Consider the following 22,645-nt stretch of genomic DNA (forward strand, 5'->3'; position numbering starts at 1 on the left):
CCCGGTTCACACCCGGCTGCTCGGTGGTCAGGATCAGCGCCTGCGGCTCACCCGGGGTCCGTGGTGTGAGACCGACGAACGCACCTGTGCGGGCCTCTGGCGCCTTCGCGAGCATACCAAAAGTTCAGGGCCTGCTTCTCGGGGACGACAGTCCCTCGTCGGCCTGATCCGACGAGATCTGCACGGGCTGACGCAGGCGCGAGAAGAGCACCGTCTCAAGGGCCACGCCTGCAAGAGCACCGATCAGCAGCGCGGCGGCGAGCCAGGTCACGGCGACACTGGGGCTGTTCCGAATGACCAGCAGAACAATGACCACGAGCGCCATCTTGGCCAACCAGCCGCCGAGCATGATGGCGGCAGCAAGAAGTGGGCTCACACGCGGCGCGAGCAGCGTCGTGACGAATGTGGGGATCGTCACGACGAGCCCGAGTGCGGTGCCGATCACGGCGCCGGTGACCGCGGGACCGTCGGCCGTTGCAGCCGCGACCACGACGACGACCAGCCCCAGCACTGCGGACAGCACCACGGCCGCACCGGCGGCACGAATCATGCCGCGATCAGCGGGCGTGACGCGCGCCGTCACATCAGGCTCACCGGAACGGACCGAGTGATCAGGAGTGGATGTCATGGCTCTCCTCGACGGGGGTCACGGGGGCTGGGCGTCGGTGGCCGCGCTCTGTGCGACGGGTGTGCCAGTGCAGTGGATCGATGGTGAGCACAAGTGCAGCCAGCAGGCCGCCCGCCCAGAACAGCATCACAGCCCAGGGCTTGACCACCAGCGGCAACAGCAGGCCGACGCAGACCACGATCGTCCACACGTAGATGATCAGCACAGCCCCGGCTTTCGAGTGGCCCAGCCGCAACAGGCGGTGGTGCAGATGCATGCGGTCGGCGTGGAAGGGCGAGCGACCTGAGCCGATGCGCCGCACGACCGCGAGGGCGAAGTCCAAGAAGGGCACCACCATCACGCCCAGCGGCAACAGAATCGGCAGGAACTGCCCGAAGATATCTGCGCTGGAGAGCCGCGCGGGGTCGACCTGACCAGTGACCGTGATGGTGCTCGCGGCGAGCAGGAGGCCGAGCAGCATCGACCCGGAGTCCCCCATGAAGATTCGAGCGCGAGTCAGGTTGTGCGGGAGGAAACCCAGGCATGCTCCGATCATCACTGCGGTGACGAGAGCGGCGAGCGAGGAATAGTCGGTGGTCGATGCGCTACGGGTCAGGGAATACGCGTAGAGGAAAAAGGCGGATCCGCCGATCGCCATCACGCCAGCGGCGAGGCCGTCGAGACCATCGACGAAGTTCACGGCGTTCATCGAGACGACCACCACCAGAACCGTGAGCACGAGCGAGGTGTGGGCGGACAGCAACGTCACACCGCCGATCGGCAACGACACCAGCTGCACGCCCTGCCATGCCATGAGCAGGGCGGCGAGCACTTGACCGGCGAGCTTCGTGGTCCAGTCCAGATCCCACTTGTCGTCGGCCGCTCCGAGCAGACACACCAGCGCACCGGCAGCGAGGACCCCGAAGGCCTCCCGTGGCTGGGTGAACAGTCCTTCGAGGAACGGCACCTGGGCCGCCATGAGCATGCCGGCGGTGATGCCGGCGAGCATGGCGACGCCGCCCAGCCGCGGCGTGATGGAGTCGTGCACATCGCGCTCGCGCACGGCCGTCATGGCGCCGGCGCGGCGCGCGAGAAGCCTGACCGCCGGGGTCGTCAGGTAGGTGACGGCCGCGGCGATCAGAAGGATGAAGACATAGACCCTCACGAGGGGCGATCCCCGGGCGCGGTGTCCGGGGCAGAAGGCTCCTGGAGCGGGGACTCCTCGATGGCAGTGGCTGAGGAGTCACTGAGGTCGTGCAACTCGGGCTCGCGCGGAAGGTTCAGTGCGCCCGCGGAGTGCTCTGCGCCAGAGCTGTCCGTACCGGTGTTCGAGCCGACGGGCTCAGTCCGCTCACCGGGGGTGCTGTCAGGGTCGCCGATCTCATCCCCGCAGGAGCCAGCATTGCCGTGCTCGACGTGCGCGGAGTCGGTGCAAGAAGCGTCCCCGTCGGCGGTGTCGGCCGTGGCGTGCTCAGCGTCTTCTTCAGGGTCTGCGGTCTCGTCCTCCGGTTCGGGCTGTGTGAAGATATCGCCCAGGACCTCGATGATCCGTTCCCGGCTGAGCGCACCGTCACGCACGATCTCCGGGGGGTCCACAGTCATGTCGATGATCGTCGAGGAGGCGCCCAAGACGGTGGTGCCGCCATCGAGGTACACGTCCACGGCATCACCCAGCTGGGTCGCTGCATCCAGCACGGTCTGCGCTGCGGGCCGGCCGTGCCGGTTCGCACTGGAGACCGCCAGCGGGCCTGTGCGGCGCAGCAGCTCGAGGGCGACCTCATCCTCCGGCATCCGCAAGGCCACCGTGCCGCGGGTCTCACCGAGGTCCCAGGTCAATGATGGCTGCGCGGTGAGAATCAGGGTCAGTGGCCCGGGCCAGAACTCCTCGGCCAGACGCTCGGCGACCTCGGGCACATCCACGGCGAGAGCCATGAGCACCGCAGGGTCGCCGACGAGCACCGGCGGAGGGGTGTCACGACCGCGGCCTTTCGCATCCAGCAGGGCCTGCACGGCCTCCGGGGCGAACGCGTCGGCCCCGATCCCATACACGGTGTCCGTGGGGAGAACAATCAGGCGGCCATCGCGGACCGCCTCGACCGCGGCCTCGAGGGCCTGCTCGCGGGTGTCATCGTCTCGGGTATCGTGCACGCTCACCGTGTCAGTCTCTCACTTCCGTCCGGTCGGACGTGTCCATCTGCCGGTGTGCCATGACAAAGCGGTCACGGCCGGCGAGATCGCGCACCGTACGCACCCGGTTGAAGGCACCCGTTGCCCGGGTAAGTTCACGCATCGCCGCGCCCTGCACATCGGCATGCTCCACAGCGAGCAGCCCACCGGGGCGGAGCATGGTCGAAGCACGGGCCAGCACCGCGGTGGGTACCTCGAGTCCGTCCTCGCCGCCGCCGTACAGGGCCCGCTCCGGGTCGTGCTCACGCACTTCCACCTCGCGTGGCACCGCACCCGGCGGAATGTAGGGCGGGTTCGACAACACAGCATCGGCGCCGTCGATGTCGGTGAGCTCAGCCTCGGCACGCACATCGGCGATGCGCAGCTCCCACCGTTCTGATCCCGCGATCCGGTGCAGGTTGCGTCGCGCCAGGTTCGCAGCGTGCGGGTCCCGCTCCACGGCGATCACACGAGCACCGGGCAGTTCATCAAGAACGGCTGCCGCCACAGCGCCGCTACCGGTGCATAGATCCACCACGAGTGCGGCATCGGGCATCTGTTGCAGCAGCAGGTCGACGAGAAGCTCCGTCTCCGGCCGCGGGATGAACACACCGGGCTCGACGGCCAGCTCGAGCCGACGGAACGGAGCACGGCCCAGGATGAGCTGCAGCGGCTCGCGGTGGAGGCGCCGAGAGACCATCTGCGCCAGGCGGGCATCGAAATCATCGGGAAGGCTGTCAACCAGCAGCAGATGTCCCTCGGCTTCGGCTGCTTCAGTGACCAGGGCCCGGGATTCGGCAGCCGGCGACGCGGAAACATCGGCCAGCACGCGTGCCGTGTGCTGCAGGGCGCGACGCAGGCGCCGCTGCGGGTCAGCGTCGCGGCAGCCCGGCGCCACGTGGTCCGCGCATGTCATGTCCGGTCCTCGCCCCGTTGCGGGCTCGCGGTGCTTTCAGCGCGCGCAGCCTCCAGCCGACGCCGACGCTCGAGCTCGCGGCAGGAGTCGATCACCGCGTCGAGTGCACCGTCGAGAACCTGCGGCAGGTTGTTCGCTTTGTAGCCGGAGCGATGGTCGGCGATACGCGACTCGGGGAAGTTGTAGGTGCGCACCCGCTCGGAACGGTCCACGGTGCGCACCTGGGACCGACGCGTTAGCGAGGCCTGCGCCTCCTGCTCGATCCGATGGGCATTCAGCAGGCGTGCCCGCAGAATGCGCAACGCTTGCTCGCGGTTTTGCAGCTGGCTTTTCTGGTCCTGGCAGGAAGCCACAATGCCCGTGGGCAGATGGGTGATGCGCACTGCGGAGTCGGTGGTGTTCACGCTCTGCCCGCCGGGGCCGGAGGAGCGGAACACGTCGATACGCAGGTTCGCGGGGGCCAGCTGCTCGGTCAGGAGCTCTGATTCATCGGTGTCGTCGGCTTCTGGGAGCACCAGCACGCCGACAGCCGAGGTGTGAATGCGGCCCGCTGATTCGGTGACGGGAACCCGCTGGACCCGGTGCACGCCGGCCTCGTGCTTGAGGAAGGCGTACACGCCCTCGTCCTCGCTGCCGCGGGACGACACCGAGCAGGTCACTTCGCGCAGGCCGCCCAGATCCGACTCGCTCGCATCGAGCACCTCACAACGCCAGCCTTTCGACTCCACATACGCGCGGTACATCCGGAGCATCTCCGCCGCGAACAGTGCGGATTCCTCTCCCCCGGCACCCGCGCGGATCTCCAGAATCACATCGCGAGCGTCGTCGGGATCACGCGGGGCAAGCAGGTCATCAAGTTCGGTGCGCGCCGCCTGAACAGCCTCGGTCAGCTGCTCCGCTTCAGCGGCGAAATCAGGGTCGGCATCGGCGAGCTCTCGGGCCGTCTGCAGGTCGCCAGACAGGGTGTCGAGTCGATCGGCAGCGTTCAGAATCCGTTCGACTCTGGCATGCCGGCGGGCGACGCTACGGGCACGGGAGGGATCCTCATGCAGTAACGGGTCTGCCAGCTCACGCTGCAGATCATCGTGCTCGCGGCGCAGCGCATCGATCTCGGCGCCGCGCCCTTCCCGTTCTTCCTGCGTGGTGTGCAGGTCCGGACGGTTCATCGCGTGGCCTTCCCCTTTCCGTCAAGACGACGACGCCGGCGCGCATCCGTGTGGTGCGCGCCGGCGTCGGGGAGAGGTCTCAGGCCTTCTTCTTGCCGTAGCGAGCCTCGAACCGGGCCACGCGGCCGCCGGTGTCGAGGATCTTCTGCTTGCCGGTGTAGAACGGGTGGCACGCGGAGCAGACCTCAGTGTTGATCACACCGTCGCTCTTGGTGCTGCGTGTGGTGAAGGAGTTGCCGCAGGTGCAGGTCACCTGGGTCTCCTTGTATTCGGGATGAATGTCGGCCTTCATGATGTCTCCTTCGTCGGGTCGCTGGGTCGGCGCGCCGGTGCGTGCCGTGAACCAGAACCGACCCACAAGTGTGCCATGACCAATGCCCTACCGCTATGGCGACGACGTGCGGCACCGGACACATCTGTGTCGTGAACGAGGCTATGTCCCACAGACCCGCTTACGGGGATACGAACCCCGGGGCTGACAGCGTCCTTGGGGCGCGGCGATCGCGGTCGACGGGCTGGGCGGGGTCAGTCGGCGGGTCGGCTGTTCACGCTCGGGGTGTTCTTCTGCACTGTCATGAGGAACTCGGTGTTGGACTGCGTCTTCTTGATGCGCTCCAGCAGCAGCTCGAGCGCCTGCTGCTGCTCGAGCGAGCCCAGCACGCGGCGCAGCTTCCACATGATCGCGAGCTCCTCGCGACCCATGAGCTCCTCTTCGCGCCGGGTGCCGGAGGCGTTGACGTCCACGGCCGGGAAGACGCGCTTGTCGGCGAGCGAGCGCGACAAGCGCAGCTCCATATTGCCGGTGCCCTTGAACTCCTCGAAGATGACCTCGTCCATCTTCGAGCCGGTCTCCACCAGTGCGGAGGCGAGGATCGTGAGGGATCCGCCGTTCTCGATATTGCGGGCGGCGCCGAAGAAGCGCTTGGGCGGGTACAGCGCGGAGGCATCCACGCCACCGGAGAGGATGCGCCCAGAGGCCGGAGCGGCCAGGTTGTAGGCGCGCGAGAGGCGCGTGAGCGAGTCCAGCAGCACGACCACGTCACGGCCCATCTCCACCAGACGCTTGGCGCGCTCGATCGCGAGCTCAGCCACGATCGTGTGGTCGGAGGCAGGACGGTCGAAGGTCGAAGCGATCACCTCGCCCTTCACCGTGCGCTGCATGTCGGTGACTTCCTCGGGGCGCTCATCCACGAGCACCACCATGAGGTGCACCTCGGGGTTGTTCGCGGTGATCGCGTTGGCGATCTGCTGCATGATGATCGTCTTGCCGGCTTTCGGCGGTGCCACGATGAGCCCGCGCTGCCCCTTGCCGATCGGCGAGACCAGGTCGATCACTCGCGGCGAAATGCTGGTGGCCGAGGTCTCCAGGCGCAGTCGCTCATCGGGGTACAGCGGGGTGAGCTTGGTGAAGTCCACGCGCTGACGGGCCCGCTCGGGCGTCATCCCGTTGATCGTGTCCACCTGGACAAGCGGGGCGTACTTCCCCTGGCCGCCCTTGTGTCCGCGGCGGCCGCGGCCTCCACCGGAATGGAAGGCCTGTTCGCGCGCCTGTTCCTCGCCTTCGCGCGGCGCCTTCACCTGTCCGGTGATGGCGTCGCCCTTACGCAAGCCGTTGCGGCGCACCTGGTTCATACTCACGTACACGTCGCTGGGGCCGGGAAGGTAGCCCGTCGTGCGCACGTAGGCGTTGTTGTCGCGGATGTCGAGGATGCCGGCGACAGCCACCAGCTCGTCGCCCTCGCGGATCTCCTCGTCGCCACCGTGCTGTGAGTTCCCGCCCTGGTCGCCGCCATTGCCATTGCGGCCGCGGCGTTTGCGGTCACGAGAGCGGTTGCGGGAACGGCCGCGGCCGCGGCGCTCGTCATCGCCGTCGCCTCCGTGCCTGGAGCCGTCGGAGCCCTGATTCTGCCGCTCACCGCCACGCTCGGAGCGCTCGTCGTCTTCGCGGCGGCGCTGTTCGGATCCGGAGCGGTCGGGCAGTTCGATCTGGTCCACACTCGTGGGGCGTTCGCGGCGTGAGCCGCGCTGTCCGCTGCTCGTCCCGCGTACGTCTCCCTGGGCATCTCGGTCGTGACCGCTGCGGTCAGGAAGCTGAATCCCCAGGTCGGGAGTGTTCGAGCGGGCCTGTTTCGGCTGCTGATCAGCGTCGTCGCGGCGTGTCTCGTTGCGAGGCGCCTCGGTGCGTCCCGTTGCAGTGCCTGCGTCGCGTCCGGAGTCGTCGGGCCGAGCGGTCACGGAGTCATTGCGGCGCGCCTGGTCGTCCGAGCCGCCACTGCGCTGCCCGTCGCGTGGCGTATCACCGCTGTGCTGCGGAGCGCGCCCGGTGCTGATCGCCTCGATCAGCTCACCCTTGCGCAACCGGCGCACGCCCTTGATGCCCATTCCGGAGGCGATCGCTTGCAGCTCGGGAAGCTTCTTGGATGCGAGCGAGGTGTCGCTCGTCGGGGTGGAATCGTTCACCCGGGTTCCTTCCTGTCGGACCGGTGGCCCGGTCCCGTGATGGTCTGTGATGTCGGCGTAGGCGGTGGGATGGCATCCCGGAGCCGCACAGAGCATGCCGGCCCCGCTCCACGGGCGCTCTGACGCGGGCAGGGGTCGCTCGCGGAACACGCGGGTGAAACGGGGGTGCGTCGCGCCATAAGGGCCGTTCACCGGCCGCGCCGTCACGCGGCGCAGAGAAGCGATGACGGGGGAACATCCGACCGACCGCATCACCACCGACAGACATGATCCTCCGGACCGGTCGGGGTGTGATGCGGGCGACGGCATGGTCGCCCGGACGCGGCTCTCAACCTACCACAGCAGCGGATGCATGCGGACGCACCTCGAGTGCAGCGATTCGCCAGGCTGCCGGCTCATCCACAACGCGTCGAGTCAGCGCGCGAAGCTCTTGAGCATCGCCGCGCAGCACCAGGATCGCGGGACCGGCACCGGAGACGACAGCGGGGTGCCCTTCGTGGCGCAGGACACGCAACAGCTCGAGGCTCTGCGGCATCCCGGCGGCACGCTGCTCCTGGTGGATGCGGTCCTCGGTGGCAGTCAGCAGCAGCTCCGGCTCGTGGGCCAGGGCGTGGACGAGCAGGGCGGCACGCGCTGCGTTCATGGCCGCATCGGGGTGCGGGACCTGCGCGGGCAGCAGTGAGCGGGCCGCGGCGGTGGACAGCACGGTGCGAGGAAGCAGCACAACGGGTGAGAGGGCGTCTGGGTGCACGGGCAGGCGGCGTGTATGCGCCGTGCCCGCCTCAGTCCAGGAGATCGTCGCTCCGCCCAGCAGCGCGGGGGCCGCATTATCGGGGTGACCTTCGAACTCCGTCGCGAGCTGCAGCAGGGTCCGCTCATCCAAGGCTTCGGGGTCGGAGAGGAGATCGCGAGCCAGCAGCAGTCCGCCCACCGTTGCAGCGGCGCTCGACCCCAGGCCGCGCCCGTGCGGAATACGGTTGCGGGTGCGCAGCCGGATTCCGACCTGCGGCGCCCCGGCGTGGTCCAGGGCACGGCGCACGGCCCGAACCACCAGGTGCTCCTCCCCCGTCGGTACATCGGCGGCGCCCTCCCCTTCAGCTGTGATCTCCACACCGCCGGTGGTGGCGTCAAGCTCAAGCTGGTCCGTCAGGCCGAGCGCGACCCCTAGGGCGTCGAAGCCCGGCCCCAGGTTCGCCGACGTCGCTGGAACCTCAACGCTCACGCGAGTGTGCGCGATCCTCATGCGACCACCTCCTGATCAGCGGCTGCGCTGCGGACGTCGCACAGCCCGATGGCCGTCGGTCTCACAGGCCCATAGCGGTCGCTGCCGCCTGGATATCGGGGTCAATCACGACGGGGGTGAGGTCGCGGCCGCTCAGCGCCGTGTCGATGTCCTTGAGTCCGTTGCCGGTCACGGTTATCGCGATCGTGGCGCCGCGCGGCACGGCGCTGCGCTCCGCCTGCTGCAGCAGGCCAGCGACACCGGCCGCAGAAGCCGGCTCAACGAAGATACCGACCTCGTCGGCAAGCAGACGCTGGGCAGCGAGGATCTGCTCGTCGCTGACCGCGTCGATGAGCCCGCCGGAGTCATCCCGAGCGGCCGTGGCGAGGGACCATGACGCCGGGGCGCCGATACGGATGGCTGTCGCGACGGTTTCCGGCTCGGGGATCGGGTGCCCTGCGACGAACGGTGCGGCACCGGCGGCCTGGAAGCCCCACATGGCCGGGGCGGACCCGGTGATTCCCTTGTCGCGATACTCCTGGTATCCCATCCAGTAAGCGGAGATGTTTCCAGCATTGCCCACGGGCAGCACATGGATATCGGGGGCGGCCCCGAGCGCATCGCAGATCTCGAATGCGGCCGTTTTCTGCCCCTGCAGGCGATACGGGTTCACCGAGTTCACCAGCTCCACGGGATGCTCGGCTTCGATCTTGCGGGCGATCTCGAGGCAGTCGTCGAAGTTTCCGCGCACCTGCACCAAGCGGGCTCCATGCATGACGGCTTGAGCAAGTTTGCCGGCAGCGATACGCCCTTCGGGGATCAGCACCACGCAGGTCAGACCCGCCCGGGTGGCGTATGCGGCCGCCGAGGCGCTCGTATTGCCTGTCGAGGCGCAGATCACCGTCGTCGCGCCGTCATTGAGCGCGCGGCTCATGGCGGACACCATCCCGCGGTCCTTGAAGGAGCCGGTGGGGTTCTGCCCTTCGACCTTGATGTGGACGTCCGCGCCCACGCGGTTCGACAGCGCCGGGGCATGGACGAGCGGGGTGCCGCCCTCCCCCAGCGTGAGCAGAGTGTCCTCAGCGGTGAAGGGCAGATGCTCGCGATACTCCTCGAGCACGCCACGCCACTGGTGAGCCATGGTCATTCTCCTTCGATGCGCAGCAGGGAGTCGATCGACATGACGACGGGGCGAGCACGCAGCACATCCAGTGCGGACTGCATGGCCTGCTCGCGCGCGCGATGCGTGGTGATGCCGATGAAGGCAGAGTCTGCGGTGTTCCCCTCGTCGTTCCCTTCGGCAGGTTCCTGGTGGATGGTGGAGATGGAGATGCCGTGATCGGAGAGCGTGCCAGCCACCTGGGCGAGCACGCCCGGCTCATCGTGCACGTGCAGTCCGAGGTAGAACTTCGAGCGCAACTGATCAAGCGGCACGATCTCGAGCCCGGCGTACCGGGACTCTCGCGGGCCCACTCCCCCGCGCACGCGCTGGCGGGCCGCGGTCACCACGTCGCCCAGCACGGCGGACGCGGTCGGAGCACCGCCGGCGCCCTGCCCGTAGAACATGAGTGATCCGGCTGCCTCGGCCTCGACGAACACGGCGTTGTACGCCTCGGACACGCTGGCCAGAGGGTGCGCATCGGGGATAAGAGCCGGGTATACCCGGGCGGAGATCCCTGCAGGCTCGTCGGCGCCGCCGCTCACGCGCTCGACGATGGACAGCAGTTTGATCGTGCGGCCCATGCGACGCGCCGCCTCGATGTCGCGGGAGCTCACGGCCGTGATGCCCTCGCAGTGGACGTCTTCGAGGCCGACGCGACTGTGGAAGGCGAGCGAGGCGAGGATCGATGCCTTCGCTGCGGCGTCATGGCCCTCCACGTCAGCGGTCGGATCAGCCTCGGCGTACCCGAGCTCGGTGGCGGTGGCAAGTGCCTGCTCGAAGTCGGCACCGGTGCGAGTCATGGCGTCCAGGATGTAGTTCGTCGTCCCGTTGACGATGCCGAGCACCCGGTGGATGCTGTCGCCCGCGAGCGACTCGCGCACCGGGCGCACGATGGGAATCGCTCCGGCCACAGCGGCTTCGAAGTACAGGTCCACGCCGTTGGCGTCGGCTGCTTCGTACAGCGTCGGCCCGTCGGCCGCCAGAAGGGCCTTGTTCGCGGTGACCACGGCGGCCCCGTGTCGCAGCGCATCCAGCAGCAGGCTGCGGGCCGGCTCGATCCCGCCCATCAGCTCGATCACGAGGTCGGCGTCACGCACCGCAGAGCTCGCATCACCGGTTAGCAGCTCGCGCGGCACATGCGGCCCGCGGTCGCGCTCCAGATCCTGCACCGCGACCGCAGTCACCGTGAGACGGGCACCGATGCGGTGGGCGAGGTCCTCCTGCTGCTCGGCAAGGATCCTCAGCACTTCGGCGCCGACAGTCCCGGCACCGAGCACGACGACCTTGAGCTCGCCAGGGGGCTGTGACATACGACGATCCTTCCTCTGCGTCTGAGGGGCGCCGGAGGAGCACGGCGCCGGCAGCTGCACTGTATCGAGGCCTCGCCCGCTGCCGGGCACAGTGTGACAGTTCACGTCTGCAATCCGACATCAAGAGCCATGAGGTCTTCTTCTGTCTCACGGCGCATGAGCGTGCGGATGTTTCCGTCGCGCACAGAGACGACCGCGGGGCGGGGCACGTGATTGTAGTTCGAGGCCATCGAGTAGCAGTAAGCACCGGTCACGGGGACCGAGATCAGATCGCCACGGTGCACGTCCGCCGGCAGATATTCGTCCTTGACCACGATGTCGCCGCTCTCGCAGTGTTTGCCCACCACACGCACGACCGTCGGCTCTGCCTGCGAGACGCGAGAGGCCAGCAGGCAGGAGTAGTCGGCGTCGTACAGGGCGGTGCGCATGTTGTCACTCATGCCGCCATCGACCGAGACGTAGAGGCGGTGGCGGTCCGCACCCAGGTGCACGTCTTTGAGCGTGCCCACAGCGTAGAGGGTCTGGGTGGATGGGCCAGCGATCGCACGGCCAGGCTCCACCACGATACGGGGCGCCGTCATGCCGAGCTGCCTGCTCTCCTCGCCCACGATCCGCGCGAGCCCCTGAGCGATCCGCTCGATCGGCCACGGCGTGTGCTGCGTGGTGTACATGACGCCGAAACCGCCGCCGAGATCCACCAGGTCGATCTCGTGGCCGAGCTCGTGGCGGATCCGCGCGAGCAGTTCGAGCACGCGCCGCGCAGCCACCTCGAATCCGCCCACGTCGAAGATCTGTGAACCGATGTGGGAGTGGATACCGATCAGCTGCAGCGCATCGGCCCGTTCCAGGGTGCGCTGCACAGCCGTGAAGGCATCTCCAGTGCTCAGCGAGATCCCGAACTTCTGGTCCTCATGGGCGGTGGCGATGAACTCATGCGTGTGCGCCTCGACCCCGCTGGTGATCCGCAGCAGAATCGGGGCACGCACGCCCCGTTCCCGCGCGATGCCGGTGAGCAGGTCGAGCTCGTCCAGAGAATCCACCACGATGCGACCGACGCCACTGTCCAGCGCTCGTTCGATCTCCGCGCGGGACTTGTTATTCCCGTGCATCGCGATTCGTGCCGGGTCAACCCCGGCGCGCAGCGCAACAGCGAGTTCGCCGCCGGTGCACACATCCAGGCCGAGCCCTTCCTCCTGCACCCAGCGCGCCACCGCCGTGCACAGGAACGCCTTGCCCGCGTAGCAGGTCTCAGCGCCGCGCAGGGATGCGAAAGCGTCCTCGAAGGCTTCGCGGTGCCGACGGGCGCGGGCACGGAAATCTTCCTCGTCCAGGATCATCACGGGCGTTCCCACAGTGTGGGCGATCTCCTGCACGCTCACGCCCCCGACCTCCAAGGCGCCATCGCTGCGTCGGCGGGTGGTGCATGACCAGAGTCCATCGATCAGGGCATGGACGTCCGTGGGGTACGGCAGCCAACTGGGCACGGGATCGTTGCCGTGCAGGGCGCCTGCTTCGTGAGCGCGCATCGTGCTCCTGGATGATCGAGACTCGACAGATGGCGGGGCGAAGGCCCACAGAGCACGGTAGAGGACGCGACGCTTCCCTGTCCGAACGGTCCGTTTCGCGGTCCGCTGCGCGCGGCCACAGCCTCGTTTTCCTCCCGACTCCCCTGATCAGCACCGTGAACAGAGCGATGTCGCCTGGAGGCGTGCTTGATAGCGTGGCCTCATCCCAGCGAAGGAGACCCCTGTGAGCAGCCACGAGCTCGTGATCGTCGCCAATCGTCTGCCCGTCGACGCCCGCACTCTTCCGGACGGTGCCACAGAGTGGGTGACGTCCCCCGGTGGCCTGGTCACGGCAATGGAGTCGGTGATGCGCCATGTGGAGTCCGGTGCGTGGGTGGGCTGGCACGGCTCGCCTGGTGAACAGCCGGAGCCGTTCACGGCCGACGGCATGAGCCTGTACCCGGTGCGGTTGGATGCGGACGAGGTGGCCCGCTACTACGAGGGCTTCTCCAATGCGACGCTATGGCCCCTCTACCACGACGTGATCGTGGACCCGGAGTTCCACCGCACCTGGTGGGACACCTATCTGGCGGTAAATCGCCGTTTCGCGAAGGAAGCCGCCGCTGTGGCCGGCCCGGGTGCGACGGTGTGGGTGCACGACTATCAGCTGCAGCTCGTGCCCGAGATGATCCGCAAGGACCGGCCGGATCTGCGTATCGGCTTCTTCAATCACATTCCGTTCCCACCGGTCGAGCTCTTCAGCCAGTTGCCCAAGCGCAACCAGGTGCTGCGCGGGCTGCTGGGTGCGGATCTCGTCGGCTTCCAACGCGAGGGCGACGCCCAGAACTTCCTGGCCGCCGCCCGGCAGCTGCTCGGCTACCACGTCGAGGGCCATGCGGTGACCGTGCCGGGCATCGGCACACAGCCCGCGCGTGATGTGGTCGCAGGCGCCTATCCGATCTCGATCGACTCGGCCGCGGTCTCTGCCCTCACGGAGGATGCAGAGGTTCGGGCGCGTGCCCGGCAGTTGCGTGAGGACCTCGGGCAGCCAAAGAAGATCGTGCTGGGTGTGGACCGACTCGACTACACCAAGGGCATCCGCCATCGCCTCAAGGCATGGGGTGAGCTGCTCAACGACGGCGTCGTGGATCCGCAGGATGCTGTCTTCGTGCAGGTCGCGACACCGTCTCGTGAGCGTGTGGATGCCTACCGCCAGCTGCGCGACGAGGTGGAGCTCACCGTGGGCCGGATCAACGGCGACTTCGCGCCGATCGGGCGTCCGGCGATTTCGTACCAGCACCGCACCTTCGACCGACGCGACATGACCGCGCTGTATATGGCTGCTGACGTGGCGCTTGTGACCTCGCTGCGCGACGGCATGAACCTGGTTGCGAAGGAGTACGTGGCTTCTCGGCCGGATCTGCGCGGGGCGCTCGTGCTGTCCGAGTTCACCGGCGCTGCCGACGAGCTGCGCGCAGCGATCCTGGTCAATCCGCACGACATCGATGAGCTGAAGGCCTCGATCCTGCAGGCTCTCGCGATGACAGAGGATGAGCAGGAGCTCGCCATGACCTCCCTTCGTCGCCAGGTTCTCGACCACGACGTGCAGGCCTGGGCGCACGAGTTCCTCGAGGATCTCGAACAGGCCGGGAACCCTGCCGAGCCCGTCTCGCACACCGTGACTCTGGCTGATGGCGACGATGGCGATGCCGAGCAGCTCGAAACGAAGCTCACCGAATTTGCTCACACGCCGCGGATTCTCGTCGCATCGGATTTCGACGGTGTGATCGCACCGATCGTGGCTGATCGGGACGCGGTGATGCCCGATGCCGGGACGCTCGAGGCGCTCACCGAGCTCGCCGAGGATGACGACGTCACGGTGGCACTGGTCTCCGGGCGCGCACTTGCCGATCTCGACAAGCACACCCAGATGCCGAGCTCCGTGGTGCTGATCGGCTCCCACGGCGCGGAGATCGGCGCACTCCCTCCCACGGTGAACGCCGGCGTGCTGGATGCCGCATCGCTGACGATGGACGAGACCCGTCAGGGGCGCCTGGACTCGGTGATCCGTTCTTTGAAGACGATCGCGCTCAAGCATCCCGGTGCCGAGGTGGAGGTCAAGCCGACCGCTGCGGTGCTTCATACGCGCGGTGTGCGGGGGCGTAGTGCGCCGGATGCTACTGAGGCTGCTCTGGATTACGCACGCACCTTGCCGTGGGCCACCGTGACCCCCGGCAAGGAGGTTGTGGAGTTCTCCGTGGTGGAGACCAGCAAGGGTGAGGCGCTCGACGCGCTCGCTCGCGCGTGCGCCGCGGATGCATGGCTCTACCTTGGTGATGACGTCACCGACGAGTCCGTGTTCGTCCGGGCGGGTGAGCATGACCTCGCGGTGAAGGTCGGGGACGGTGACACGGCAGCGGACCATCGTGTGGCGGACACGGATGCGGTGCGGGAGCTCGTGCAGTCTCTGCTTGAGAAGCGTCGGGCCAACGGGCGCTAATCTGACCCCGCTGAGCATCGCACCCGCTCAGAACAGGCGTGTGGTGATGCCGAGTGCGCCGAGCAACGAGGGCAGGAACGAGGCGGCGTACACCCACATCCCCCAGGTTGACTCGCTGAGAGCCCCCAGAAGCAGGTAGCCGATGAACAGGCCCGCTGTGGGAAGCAGCCCGAGCAGAACAGCAGGAAGCACGATCCAGCGGGCGGCCCCCACTCCAGCGACTGCCAGGATTGCGGTCATGAGCAGCACAAAGGCGGCGAGTGCGGCAAGAGCGAAGGAGATGGCCATCAGCCAGCCGTAGATGCGGTCATTCTCGATGTTCACCAGCGCCTGCGTCCACCCATTCAGAGGCGGGCTGTAGTAGCTGATCCCGTCACTGAGGTCGTTATCTGGCGTGCCGTAACCAGGATTGAAACGGAGGAACGGGCTGACAACGGCCAAAAACGCGCTGAGCAGAAGGAACGGCGGGCTGATGAACAGGTGCTTGCGCTTCTTCGCTGGTGTCGTCGGCGTCGTGGTGCCAACGGGCTCACCCGCGTGTTGCGTAATGGACTGTGACATGTCATGCCTCCCCACGGCAGTTCTAGTGCCATCCCGACCCCGGGGCGAGGCTACCAACCACAGACCGACAGAAGAAGGCCCGAACCGCATAACGCTGGTTCAGGCCATTCCGATGTCCTGAGACATCACGGGGCGCCCGCGACAGGATTCGAACCTACGACCTTCTGCTCCGGAGGCAGACGCTCTATCCACTGAGCTACGCGGGCCAACCCCGGCAGTCTAGCAACCAACGCGCTGTGGCGGCGTCCTGCAGCGGGTGACAGAGCGAAGGGAGACACACCTCACCGCGCATGTGCGGCGTCGACATCGCTCAGACCTGCGCCCCTGTCAACGTGGCAACGGAAGCTGCGCGCCGTGGAGCACGGCCGAGGGATCCGCACCGATCGCGAGCGTATGCGCGGGGGCGCCAGCCCTCGCCAACAGGTCCCCGACGGCCGCGATCATCGCACCATTGTCGGTGCACAGTCGTGGCGGTGGGATGCGCAAATCGATGCCACGTTCCGCACAGGCCCGATCAGCCACCGCGCGCAGACGCGCATTCGCCGCAACCCCGCCGACGATCACGAGAGTGTCGAGTCCGCGTTCAGCAACGGCCCGCAGCGCCTTCGCCACGAGCACATCCACCACGGCTTGCTCAAACGATGCAGCGATGTCTGCCACAGGCACAGGCTCTCCACGCCGTTCGAGCGTCTCGACGGTACGTGCCACTGCGGTCTTGAGCCCCGAGAAGGAGAACGTGTACGGGGCGTCGCCCGGGCGCATCATCGCCCGGGGGAAGGAGAATGCCGACGGGTCGCCGTCGACGGCGGCGCGAGAGATCGCCGGACCGCCTGGGTAGCCCAAGCCGAGCAGGCGCGAGACCTTATCGAAGGCCTCGCCAGCAGCGTCATCGAGGGTGTCGCCCAAGTGTTCGATAGGGTCGCGCACCAGGTCGCCGACGGCGAGGATCGACGTATGGCCACCGGAGACGATCAGCACGATGGATCGCTCGGGCAACGGGCCGTGCTCGAGCACATCAGCAGCAGCGTGGCCCGCGAGGTGGTGCACGCCGTACAGGGGGACATCGAGTGACCAGGCAATGGCCTTGGCCGATGCGAGGCCCACATGCACGGCCGTGGCGAGCCCTGGGCCGGACGTGGCTGCGACGTGAGTGATGTCCTGCAGATCCACGCCCGCGTCATCCAAGGCGATCTGCAAAGTGGGGACTGCCGCTTCGAGGTGAGCACGGGCAGCGATCTCCGGGACAACGCCACCGAAATCAGCATGCTCCATTGCGCTGGAAGCGAGCCCTTGTCCGAGCAGGCGCCCTTCGGTGACGATCCCGAATCCAGTTTCGTCGCACGAGGATTCGACCCCGAGGACGACGGGGGTCCGTGCAGCGTTGTTCACCGCAGAATCGACATCGGGTTGGAGTAGTTGCCCGAATCGTCCATGACAGCGAAGTGCAGGTGGCATCCAGTGGAGCGTCCCGTGGTGCCCACGTATCCGATGACCTCGCCCTGCTTCACGGTGGCGCCAACGGAGGTGGCGTAGCCCTGCAGGTGGAAGTATCCGGTGGTGATGCCGTTACCGTGGTCGACCTTCACGCGTTTGCCGGAGCTGGAGGTGTACTCAACGGCCACGACAGTGCCGGCTTGTGAGGCACGAACGGGAGTGCCACAGCCGGAGCCGAAGTCGACGCCTTCGTGCATTTTGCGGTAGCCGAGCACGGGGTGGGTGCGGTAGCCGTAGCCGGAGGTGATCGGTCCGCCAACGGGGCGGATGAAGCCGGAGTCAGACTGGGGAATCTCCGCGCCGGACTCGTCGACCGCAACGGGCTCGGGCGCCTCGACCTCAATACCGGTGGAGGGGACCTGCTGCTCCTCATCCTGCTGGGCTGCATCAGCGTCATCAGCGGGGGCACTGCGCTCGGCGGCCCGGGATGCCGCGTCGACACCGGCGCGCGACTCGAGCGACCCGTGCACGGTCGGGATGTTCACGGAGGACGCGGGCGCCGAGGGAACCTCAGCAGGCGCGGGAATCGCGGCAGAAGCCGGTGCGGGCTGATCGCCCGCGGTGGCGGTGGCCAGCGGGACGGCAATCGTGGCAGTAGCCAGAGCGCCCACAACGCCAGCCTTCACCATGCCAGCGGGGATCGCGGAATCACGGTGGGCGCCGGTGGAGACCTTCAGAGGACGCACATGCGCCGGACCTGCTGCGCGATGATTCGCCACGTCAACCTGCTTCCATCTGTCGACTTCGAGTCCCTGGTTCCGGTGCGACGCCGGAAGGGAAGGACGCGTCGCCGAACAACCTCGTCCAATCTACGGCCCGCGCGTCGGGACCTCCGGGTCTCCAGAAGGAGGCATTGCCAAGTCTTTGCACTGAGCGAATCGGCGAGGCCGGATCTTGACGAAGAGGCCACGAGGATGGCCACGACGATGCGGCCCACACCACACCCGTCACATCGTGGCTTTCGATCGCGTATGCCCGCACAGGTGCCCGCGCGGGCGCCCGCGCGTGGCCAGACTCCCTGCTGCGCAGGCCGGGCAAGTTCGCCGGCAGTTGGCTACGGCTGGGCAGGCTCAGGCGCGGTGGGCCTGCATCATGTCGTGCACCTCGCCCACGAGTTCCTCGAGAACGTCCTCGAGGAACACCACCCCGATGCTGCGTGCTCCCGGTGAGTCCACGCGAGCCATGTGCGCGCCGTTGTACTGCATGGCGCGCAGGGCATCCTCGACCGCGTCGTCGTCGGCCACGGAAACCACGGCGCGCACGATGCCAGGATGGATCGGCCGGTCGTACGCGGCCTCATCGGCGCCTTCGGGCAGCAGCACGTCCTTGAGGTGGAGGTAGCCGACGAGGTCTCCAACGTCGTTACGCACGCCGATCCGGCTGAAGCCGGTGCTCGCGACGACCTCTTCGATCTGGCCGGGTGTGGCGTCGTAGGTGACGGTGACGACGTCAGCGATCGGGACCATGACGTCCCACGCGGTGTGATCCGAGAACTCGATCGCGCCGCGCAGAAGCCCCTGATCGTCCTCCACCAATCCTTCGCGGCGAGATTCGTCCACGATCGCTGCGATCTCTTCCGCGGTGAAGTCGCTGGACACCTCATCCTTCGGTTCGATCCGCAGCAGGCGCAGGATCGCGTTGGCCGTGTGATTCAGCGTCCAGATCACCGGGGCGAACACGCGGGCGAAGAACACCAGCGGGGTTGCCAGCAGGAGCACCGCCGGCACCGGCATGGCGATCGACATGTTCTTCGGCACCATCTCGCCCAACACCACGTGGAGATAGGAGGCGATCAGCAGCGCGATGGTGAAGGCAATGGTATGGACCAGAACCTCGGGAACGGAGAGCGAGGCGAGGACCGGTTCGATGTAGTGGGCGATCGCCGGCTCCGCCACGGCGCCGAGCGTCACGGAGCAGACAGTCACACCAAACTGGGCTGCCGCGAGCATGACCGACACATGCTCGATCGCCCACAGCGCGGTACGTGCCCCCGGGCGTCCAGCATTGACCAGCGGCTCCACCTGCGGGCGACGCACGCTCATCACCGCGAACTCGGCGCCGACGAAGAAAGCGTTGCCCAGCAACATGGCGAGGCCCAGGAGAAGTGCTGCCGAATCACTCATCGTCAGCCTCCTCCTGGTGGAGAAGCACATCGGGATCCACCGCGGTCAATCGCAGCGAGTCGACACGGTGGCCGTCCATCTCGAGCACTTCCAGGCGAAGCCCATCGGTCTCCACGATGTCGCCGACCGCGGGGATCCGTGCCAGGCGATCCATCACGAGCCCGCCTAAGGTGTCATATTCGGAGGATTCGGGCACGGTCACGTGCAGATCCCGAGCGATCTCATCGGGGCGCATCAGGCCGGAAACGGTCCAGGTGCTGGCGTGCTCGGCGATGAACCGCTCCGGCTCATCGTCGTCATGCTCGTCGCTGACCTCGCCGACGATCTCCTCGATCACATCCTCAAGGGTCACGATGCCGCTGGTCCCGCCGTACTCATCGACGACCACGGCGAGCTGCGCACCCGCTTCACGTAGCTCCAGCAGCAACGTGTCCAGGCTGACGGTCTCCGGCACACGCGGCATCTCCGTCAGGATCTCCCGCACGCGCGTGGTGGCCCGCTCGGCGCGGGGCACGGTGACCGCCTGACGTACCTGCACAACACCGATCACATCGTCCTCACCCCCCTGAATCACAGGGAAACGGGAATGGCCGCTGGTGCGGGAGAGCTCGAGAACATCCCGGGCACTGGCGTCCTGCGCGATGGTGATCATCGCGCCACGGTGCGTCATCACGTCTCCGGCTTCGCGGTCAGCGATCTGCAAGGTACGTGTGAGCAGGCGGGCCGTGCCCACATCCAGGGTGCCGGCCCGGGCCGAGTGCCGCACCAGCGAGTCAAGCTCGGCCGGGGAGCGTGCGGCGGACAACTCCTCCTGCGGCTCAATGCCCACCAGGCGCAGCACGAGGTTGGCGGTCGAGTTGAACACGAGGATCAACGGCTTGAACGCGACGGTGAACCCGTGCTGGAGCGGCGCAACCACGCGGGCGGTAGCCATCGGCGCGGCAATCGCCAGATTCTTCGGCACAAGCTCACCGAACAGCATGGAGAAGAGGAAAGCGAGCACCATCGCGGTGATCACGGCGATCGGACCGATGGCGGTCTCTGGCACGGGCAGCGCGCGCATGAGCGGAGTCAGCACCCGCGCCAGCGGATCCTGCACGGCGAAGCCGAACAGCAGCGTGGTGATGGTGATGCCGAGCTGCGCGCCGGAGAGGTTCGTGGACAGATGCGTGATCGCGGTGAGCACACCTCCGGCCGCTCGGTCCCCGTCGGCGTGTGCTTTCTCGACCGTGTGCTTGTCAAGGGCGACGAGGGAGAACTCGGAGGCGACGAAGAGGGCTGTTCCCGCGGTGAGCAGAACACCGGCCGCGAGCAGGATCCAGGTCATCACTGCAGCGTGACCCCCGACTGTTCACCGACGCGGCCGTGGCATAACGGAATGCTCATGATGAGGGGAGTCTAAGGGAACGTACGGGCTCGCGGGGTGGGCATCGCTACAGTGTCGCCATGCAGCCTAGGGATCAGACCGACAGCGGCTCCACCCAGGTCTCTGTCGTTGTCATCGAGGACGAGCCGACCATCACGCGAGCGATCGCTGATCGGCTGCGCGCTGAGGGGTGGGATGTCCACACCGCGCTGGATGGCCCCTCCGGTGTGCGCCAGGTGACCGAGCATCACCCTGACCTGGTGGTGCTCGACGTGATGCTGCCGGGCTTCGACGGTCTCGAGGTGTGTCGGCGGATCCAAGCAGAGCGGCCGGTGCCGGTGCTCATGCTCACCGCGCGCGATGACGAGACAGACATGCTCGTCGGCCTCGGCGTCGGCGCCGACGACTACATGACCAAGCCGTTCTCCATGCGGGAGCTGGTGGCCCGGTTGAAAGCGCTCCTGCGCCGGGTGCGCCGCAGTGCACACAGCGAGACGCACGGGAGCTCAGACCCCACCGGTGCGCAGATGGCACTGGAGATCGGCGACCTCGTGATCGATCGTGCCGGGCGGCGTGTCATGCGCGCTGGACAGCCGGCGCATCTGACGCCGACGGAGTTCGACCTGCTGCTGTGCCTTGCCTCTGCGCCAGGGACTGTTCTCACCCGTGAACAGCTGTTGGCCGATGTGTGGGACTGGGTGGATGCAACTGGCACCCGCACAGTCGACTCGCACATCAAGGCGCTGCGTCGCAAGCTGGGCGCGGATCTGGTGCGCACCGTGCACGGCGTGGGGTACGCACTGGATGTTCCGTCAGATCCGACGAGTGCTGCGGAAGGCTGAGGCAGCTATGGCGGGGACGCGCCCAGAATCGGCTGAACCAGCACCGACCAGCGCTGAGCGGCGCCGCCTGGATCTACGGCCACTGGACCCCTTCCGCTCCTTCAAACTCAAGCTCGGCGTCCTCGTCGTGGCCACGACCACCGCCACGGCACTGCTCACCTGGGTGGGGCTGCGCGCCGGGCTCGAGCCTCTGTTGGCGATCCCGCTGGTGGTCGGTGCCTCGCTGGTGATCACGCAGGTGCTGGCACGCGGCATGACGTCCCCGCTGCGGGAGATGACGCGCGCCGCGCAGGCGATGGCGCGAGGCGACTATTCACAGCGGATCCACGCCACCAGCCACGACGAAGTCGGCCAGCTCGCGGAAGCGTTCTCGACGATGTCCGCGGAGCTCGAGCAGACCGACCGGATGCGACGGGATCTGGTCGCGAACGTGTCCCACGAGCTGCGCACCCCGGTGGCCGGGCTACGCGCCCAACTGGAGAACATCGTCGACGGGGTGACTCAGCCGGACCCGGCAGCACTGTCGGTAGCGCTGACCCAGACAGAGCGGCTCTCACGCCTGGTGGATCATTTGCTGGACCTCTCACGGCTCGATGCGGGCGCGGTCCAGCTTGAGCGCGAGCAGATCGCGCTCACCCCGTTTCTGCACGAAGTGGTGGATGCGACATCGTTGACCGCCCGCGCACGCGAACTGCACTGGGCCGTCGATGTGCAGCCCGCGCAGCTCACTGCCGTCGGCGATGCCGCACGGATCCACCAGGTCATCGCCAATCTGGTCGACAACGCCGTGCGCCACTCCCCTCCCGCCGGATGGATCACCGTGCGCGCACGCCCCACCGACGATGGCGGGGTACGGATCGACGTACTCGACGACGGCCCTGGCATCGCGCGGGAGGATCGCGACCGGATCTTCGAGCGATTTCAGCGCGGCGGACGGGACGATTCCTCGGGCGGTACCGGGTTGGGGCTGGCTATCGCCCGCTGGGCGGTGGGCCTTCACGGTGGCACGATCGAGGTGCTCGATGACCCCCGTCCGCAGCGCCGCGCGGCTGGCCGTTCCTCTGCGATCCGGGTGACCCTTCCAGGCATCGGCCTGACGCAGCACATGGAGACGCCTGATCACGCCTCGACGTGACTCCAATCACGACCGTGAGGGCGCGCGGTCCTCGTGGCGGGACCTGGGTCCCGGGTGTCGGTGTGAGCGGCTAGGCTGGTGCCGTCCGCAGAATCGATCGTGAGAAGGCT

At 67.4% G+C, this 22,645-nt stretch carries 19 protein-coding genes and 1 tRNA gene; 3 read left to right on the top strand and 17 right to left on the bottom strand.

Annotation, left to right across the window (positions count from 1 at the left end):
• Window positions 1–124 precede the first annotated feature (124 nt).
• The 11 genes from C8271_RS09235 to lysA all read right to left on the bottom strand — a co-directional run bounded on the left by C8271_RS09235 (window position 125) and on the right by lysA (window position 12,535).
• A complete protein-coding gene (locus tag C8271_RS09235; protein WP_106507037.1) occupies window positions 125–628 on the bottom strand; it encodes a Cg1360 family ATP-synthase-associated protein in 504 nt (167 codons plus the stop codon).
• A complete protein-coding gene (locus tag C8271_RS09240; protein WP_106507038.1) occupies window positions 612–1,772 on the bottom strand; it encodes a glycosyltransferase family 4 protein in 1,161 nt (386 codons plus the stop codon). Before C8271_RS09240 ends, C8271_RS09235 begins: the two co-directional genes overlap by 17 nt.
• Window positions 1,769–2,761 carry an L-threonylcarbamoyladenylate synthase gene (locus C8271_RS09245; protein WP_106507039.1) on the bottom strand — a complete coding sequence of 331 codons (993 nt, stop codon included), beginning with the start codon at window positions 2,759–2,761 and terminating at the stop codon, window positions 1,769–1,771. Before C8271_RS09245 ends, C8271_RS09240 begins: the two co-directional genes overlap by 4 nt.
• 4 nt (window positions 2,762–2,765) lie before the next feature.
• Entirely contained in the window at window positions 2,766–3,689 is a 924-nt protein-coding gene (prmC, locus tag C8271_RS09250; RefSeq protein ID WP_170957847.1) for a peptide chain release factor N(5)-glutamine methyltransferase, read from the bottom strand.
• Complete coding sequence (prfA, locus tag C8271_RS09255; protein WP_106507040.1) at window positions 3,686–4,855, bottom strand: peptide chain release factor 1; 1,170 nt, start codon at window positions 4,853–4,855, stop codon at window positions 3,686–3,688. Before prfA ends, prmC begins: the two co-directional genes overlap by 4 nt.
• A gap of 79 nt (window positions 4,856–4,934) precedes the next feature.
• Window positions 4,935–5,147 (bottom strand): 50S ribosomal protein L31, encoded by a 213-nt coding sequence (gene rpmE / locus C8271_RS09260; protein ID WP_106507041.1) that lies wholly within the window; start codon window positions 5,145–5,147, stop codon window positions 4,935–4,937.
• Window positions 5,148–5,380: 233 nt separating this feature from the next.
• Window positions 5,381–7,315, bottom strand: a complete 1,935-nt coding sequence (gene rho, locus C8271_RS09265; protein WP_106507042.1) for a transcription termination factor Rho — start codon at window positions 7,313–7,315, stop codon at window positions 5,381–5,383.
• Between the two features lie 328 nt (window positions 7,316–7,643).
• Window positions 7,644–8,558, bottom strand: a complete 915-nt coding sequence (thrB, locus tag C8271_RS09270) for a homoserine kinase (protein ID WP_106507043.1) — start codon at window positions 8,556–8,558, stop codon at window positions 7,644–7,646.
• Between the two features lie 61 nt (window positions 8,559–8,619).
• Window positions 8,620–9,678, bottom strand: coding sequence for a threonine synthase (gene thrC / locus C8271_RS09275; protein WP_106507044.1), 1,059 nt, complete (start codon window positions 9,676–9,678; stop codon window positions 8,620–8,622).
• Window positions 9,679–9,680: 2 nt separating this feature from the next.
• The gene (locus C8271_RS09280) at window positions 9,681–11,009 is read right to left on the bottom strand and encodes a homoserine dehydrogenase (protein ID WP_106507045.1); all 1,329 of its coding nucleotides are present in this window, start codon (window positions 11,007–11,009) and stop codon (window positions 9,681–9,683) included.
• A gap of 101 nt (window positions 11,010–11,110) precedes the next feature.
• Window positions 11,111–12,535: a diaminopimelate decarboxylase gene (gene lysA / locus C8271_RS09285; protein ID WP_106507046.1), complete on the bottom strand. Its 1,425-nt coding sequence runs from the start codon at window positions 12,533–12,535 to the stop codon at window positions 11,111–11,113.
• A gap of 223 nt (window positions 12,536–12,758) precedes the next feature.
• On the opposite strand from lysA, the gene C8271_RS09290 reads away from it, so the two are divergent.
• Window positions 12,759–15,014 carry a bifunctional alpha,alpha-trehalose-phosphate synthase (UDP-forming)/trehalose-phosphatase gene (locus C8271_RS09290; RefSeq protein WP_106507047.1) on the top strand — a complete coding sequence of 752 codons (2,256 nt, stop codon included), beginning with the start codon at window positions 12,759–12,761 and terminating at the stop codon, window positions 15,012–15,014.
• A gap of 27 nt (window positions 15,015–15,041) precedes the next feature.
• On the opposite strand, the gene C8271_RS09295 is transcribed toward C8271_RS09290, so the two are convergent.
• From C8271_RS09295 to C8271_RS09320, 6 genes are all read right to left on the bottom strand, one after another.
• The gene (locus C8271_RS09295; protein WP_106507048.1) at window positions 15,042–15,575 is read right to left on the bottom strand and encodes a hypothetical protein; all 534 of its coding nucleotides are present in this window, start codon (window positions 15,573–15,575) and stop codon (window positions 15,042–15,044) included.
• A 133-nt stretch (window positions 15,576–15,708) separates the two neighbouring features.
• Window positions 15,709–15,781: transfer RNA gene (locus C8271_RS09300), tRNA-Arg, on the bottom strand.
• A 121-nt stretch (window positions 15,782–15,902) separates the two neighbouring features.
• On the bottom strand, window positions 15,903–16,964 hold the full coding sequence (tsaD, locus tag C8271_RS09305; RefSeq protein ID WP_245921072.1) for a tRNA (adenosine(37)-N6)-threonylcarbamoyltransferase complex transferase subunit TsaD: 1,062 nt from the start codon (window positions 16,962–16,964) through the stop codon (window positions 15,903–15,905).
• Window positions 16,961–17,788 (bottom strand): M23 family metallopeptidase, encoded by an 828-nt coding sequence (locus C8271_RS09310; RefSeq protein ID WP_245921073.1) that lies wholly within the window; start codon window positions 17,786–17,788, stop codon window positions 16,961–16,963. The genes tsaD and C8271_RS09310 overlap by 4 nt, the downstream gene beginning before the upstream one ends.
• 351 nt (window positions 17,789–18,139) lie before the next feature.
• Complete coding sequence (locus tag C8271_RS09315) at window positions 18,140–19,192, bottom strand: hemolysin family protein (protein WP_106507050.1); 1,053 nt, start codon at window positions 19,190–19,192, stop codon at window positions 18,140–18,142.
• Complete coding sequence (locus C8271_RS09320) at window positions 19,185–20,519, bottom strand: hemolysin family protein (protein ID WP_106507051.1); 1,335 nt, start codon at window positions 20,517–20,519, stop codon at window positions 19,185–19,187. The genes C8271_RS09315 and C8271_RS09320 overlap by 8 nt, the downstream gene beginning before the upstream one ends.
• A 119-nt stretch (window positions 20,520–20,638) precedes the next feature.
• On the opposite strand from C8271_RS09320, the gene C8271_RS09325 reads away from it, so the two are divergent.
• Both C8271_RS09325 and C8271_RS09330 read left to right on the top strand, forming a co-directional pair.
• Complete coding sequence (locus C8271_RS09325) at window positions 20,639–21,400, top strand: response regulator transcription factor (RefSeq protein ID WP_106507052.1); 762 nt, start codon at window positions 20,639–20,641, stop codon at window positions 21,398–21,400.
• 7 nt (window positions 21,401–21,407) lie between these two features.
• Complete coding sequence (locus C8271_RS09330) at window positions 21,408–22,535, top strand: sensor histidine kinase (protein WP_106507997.1); 1,128 nt, start codon at window positions 21,408–21,410, stop codon at window positions 22,533–22,535.
• The last annotated feature ends 110 nt before the right edge of the window (window positions 22,536–22,645 follow it).

Source organism: Brachybacterium timonense (genome assembly GCF_900258505.1).
GTDB classification, from domain to species: domain Bacteria; phylum Actinomycetota; class Actinomycetes; order Actinomycetales; family Dermabacteraceae; genus Brachybacterium; species Brachybacterium timonense.

Excerpts from the sequence above, each read along its gene's own strand:
- C8271_RS09235 (WP_106507037.1), bottom strand. The coding sequence starts at position 628 with ATGACATCCACTCCTGATCACTCGGTCCGTTCCGGTGAGCCTGATGTG.
- prmC (WP_170957847.1), bottom strand. The coding sequence starts at position 3,689 with ATGACATGCGCGGACCACGTGGCGCCGGGCTGCCGCGACGCTGACCCG.
- prfA (WP_106507040.1), bottom strand. The coding sequence starts at position 4,855 with ATGAACCGTCCGGACCTGCACACCACGCAGGAAGAACGGGAAGGGCGC.
- rpmE (WP_106507041.1), bottom strand. The coding sequence starts at position 5,147 with ATGAAGGCCGACATTCATCCCGAATACAAGGAGACCCAGGTGACCTGC.
- thrB (WP_106507043.1), bottom strand. The coding sequence starts at position 8,558 with ATGAGGATCGCGCACACTCGCGTGAGCGTTGAGGTTCCAGCGACGTCG.
- thrC (WP_106507044.1), bottom strand. The coding sequence starts at position 9,678 with ATGGCTCACCAGTGGCGTGGCGTGCTCGAGGAGTATCGCGAGCATCTG.
- C8271_RS09280 (WP_106507045.1), bottom strand. The coding sequence starts at position 11,009 with ATGTCACAGCCCCCTGGCGAGCTCAAGGTCGTCGTGCTCGGTGCCGGG.
- lysA (WP_106507046.1), bottom strand. The coding sequence starts at position 12,535 with ATGCGCGCTCACGAAGCAGGCGCCCTGCACGGCAACGATCCCGTGCCC.
- C8271_RS09295 (WP_106507048.1), bottom strand. The coding sequence starts at position 15,575 with ATGTCACAGTCCATTACGCAACACGCGGGTGAGCCCGTTGGCACCACG.
- C8271_RS09315 (WP_106507050.1), bottom strand. The coding sequence starts at position 19,192 with ATGAGTGATTCGGCAGCACTTCTCCTGGGCCTCGCCATGTTGCTGGGC.
- C8271_RS09320 (WP_106507051.1), bottom strand. The coding sequence starts at position 20,519 with ATGACCTGGATCCTGCTCGCGGCCGGTGTTCTGCTCACCGCGGGAACA.
- C8271_RS09325 (WP_106507052.1), top strand. The coding sequence starts at position 20,639 with ATGCAGCCTAGGGATCAGACCGACAGCGGCTCCACCCAGGTCTCTGTC.
- C8271_RS09330 (WP_106507997.1), top strand. The coding sequence starts at position 21,408 with ATGGCGGGGACGCGCCCAGAATCGGCTGAACCAGCACCGACCAGCGCT.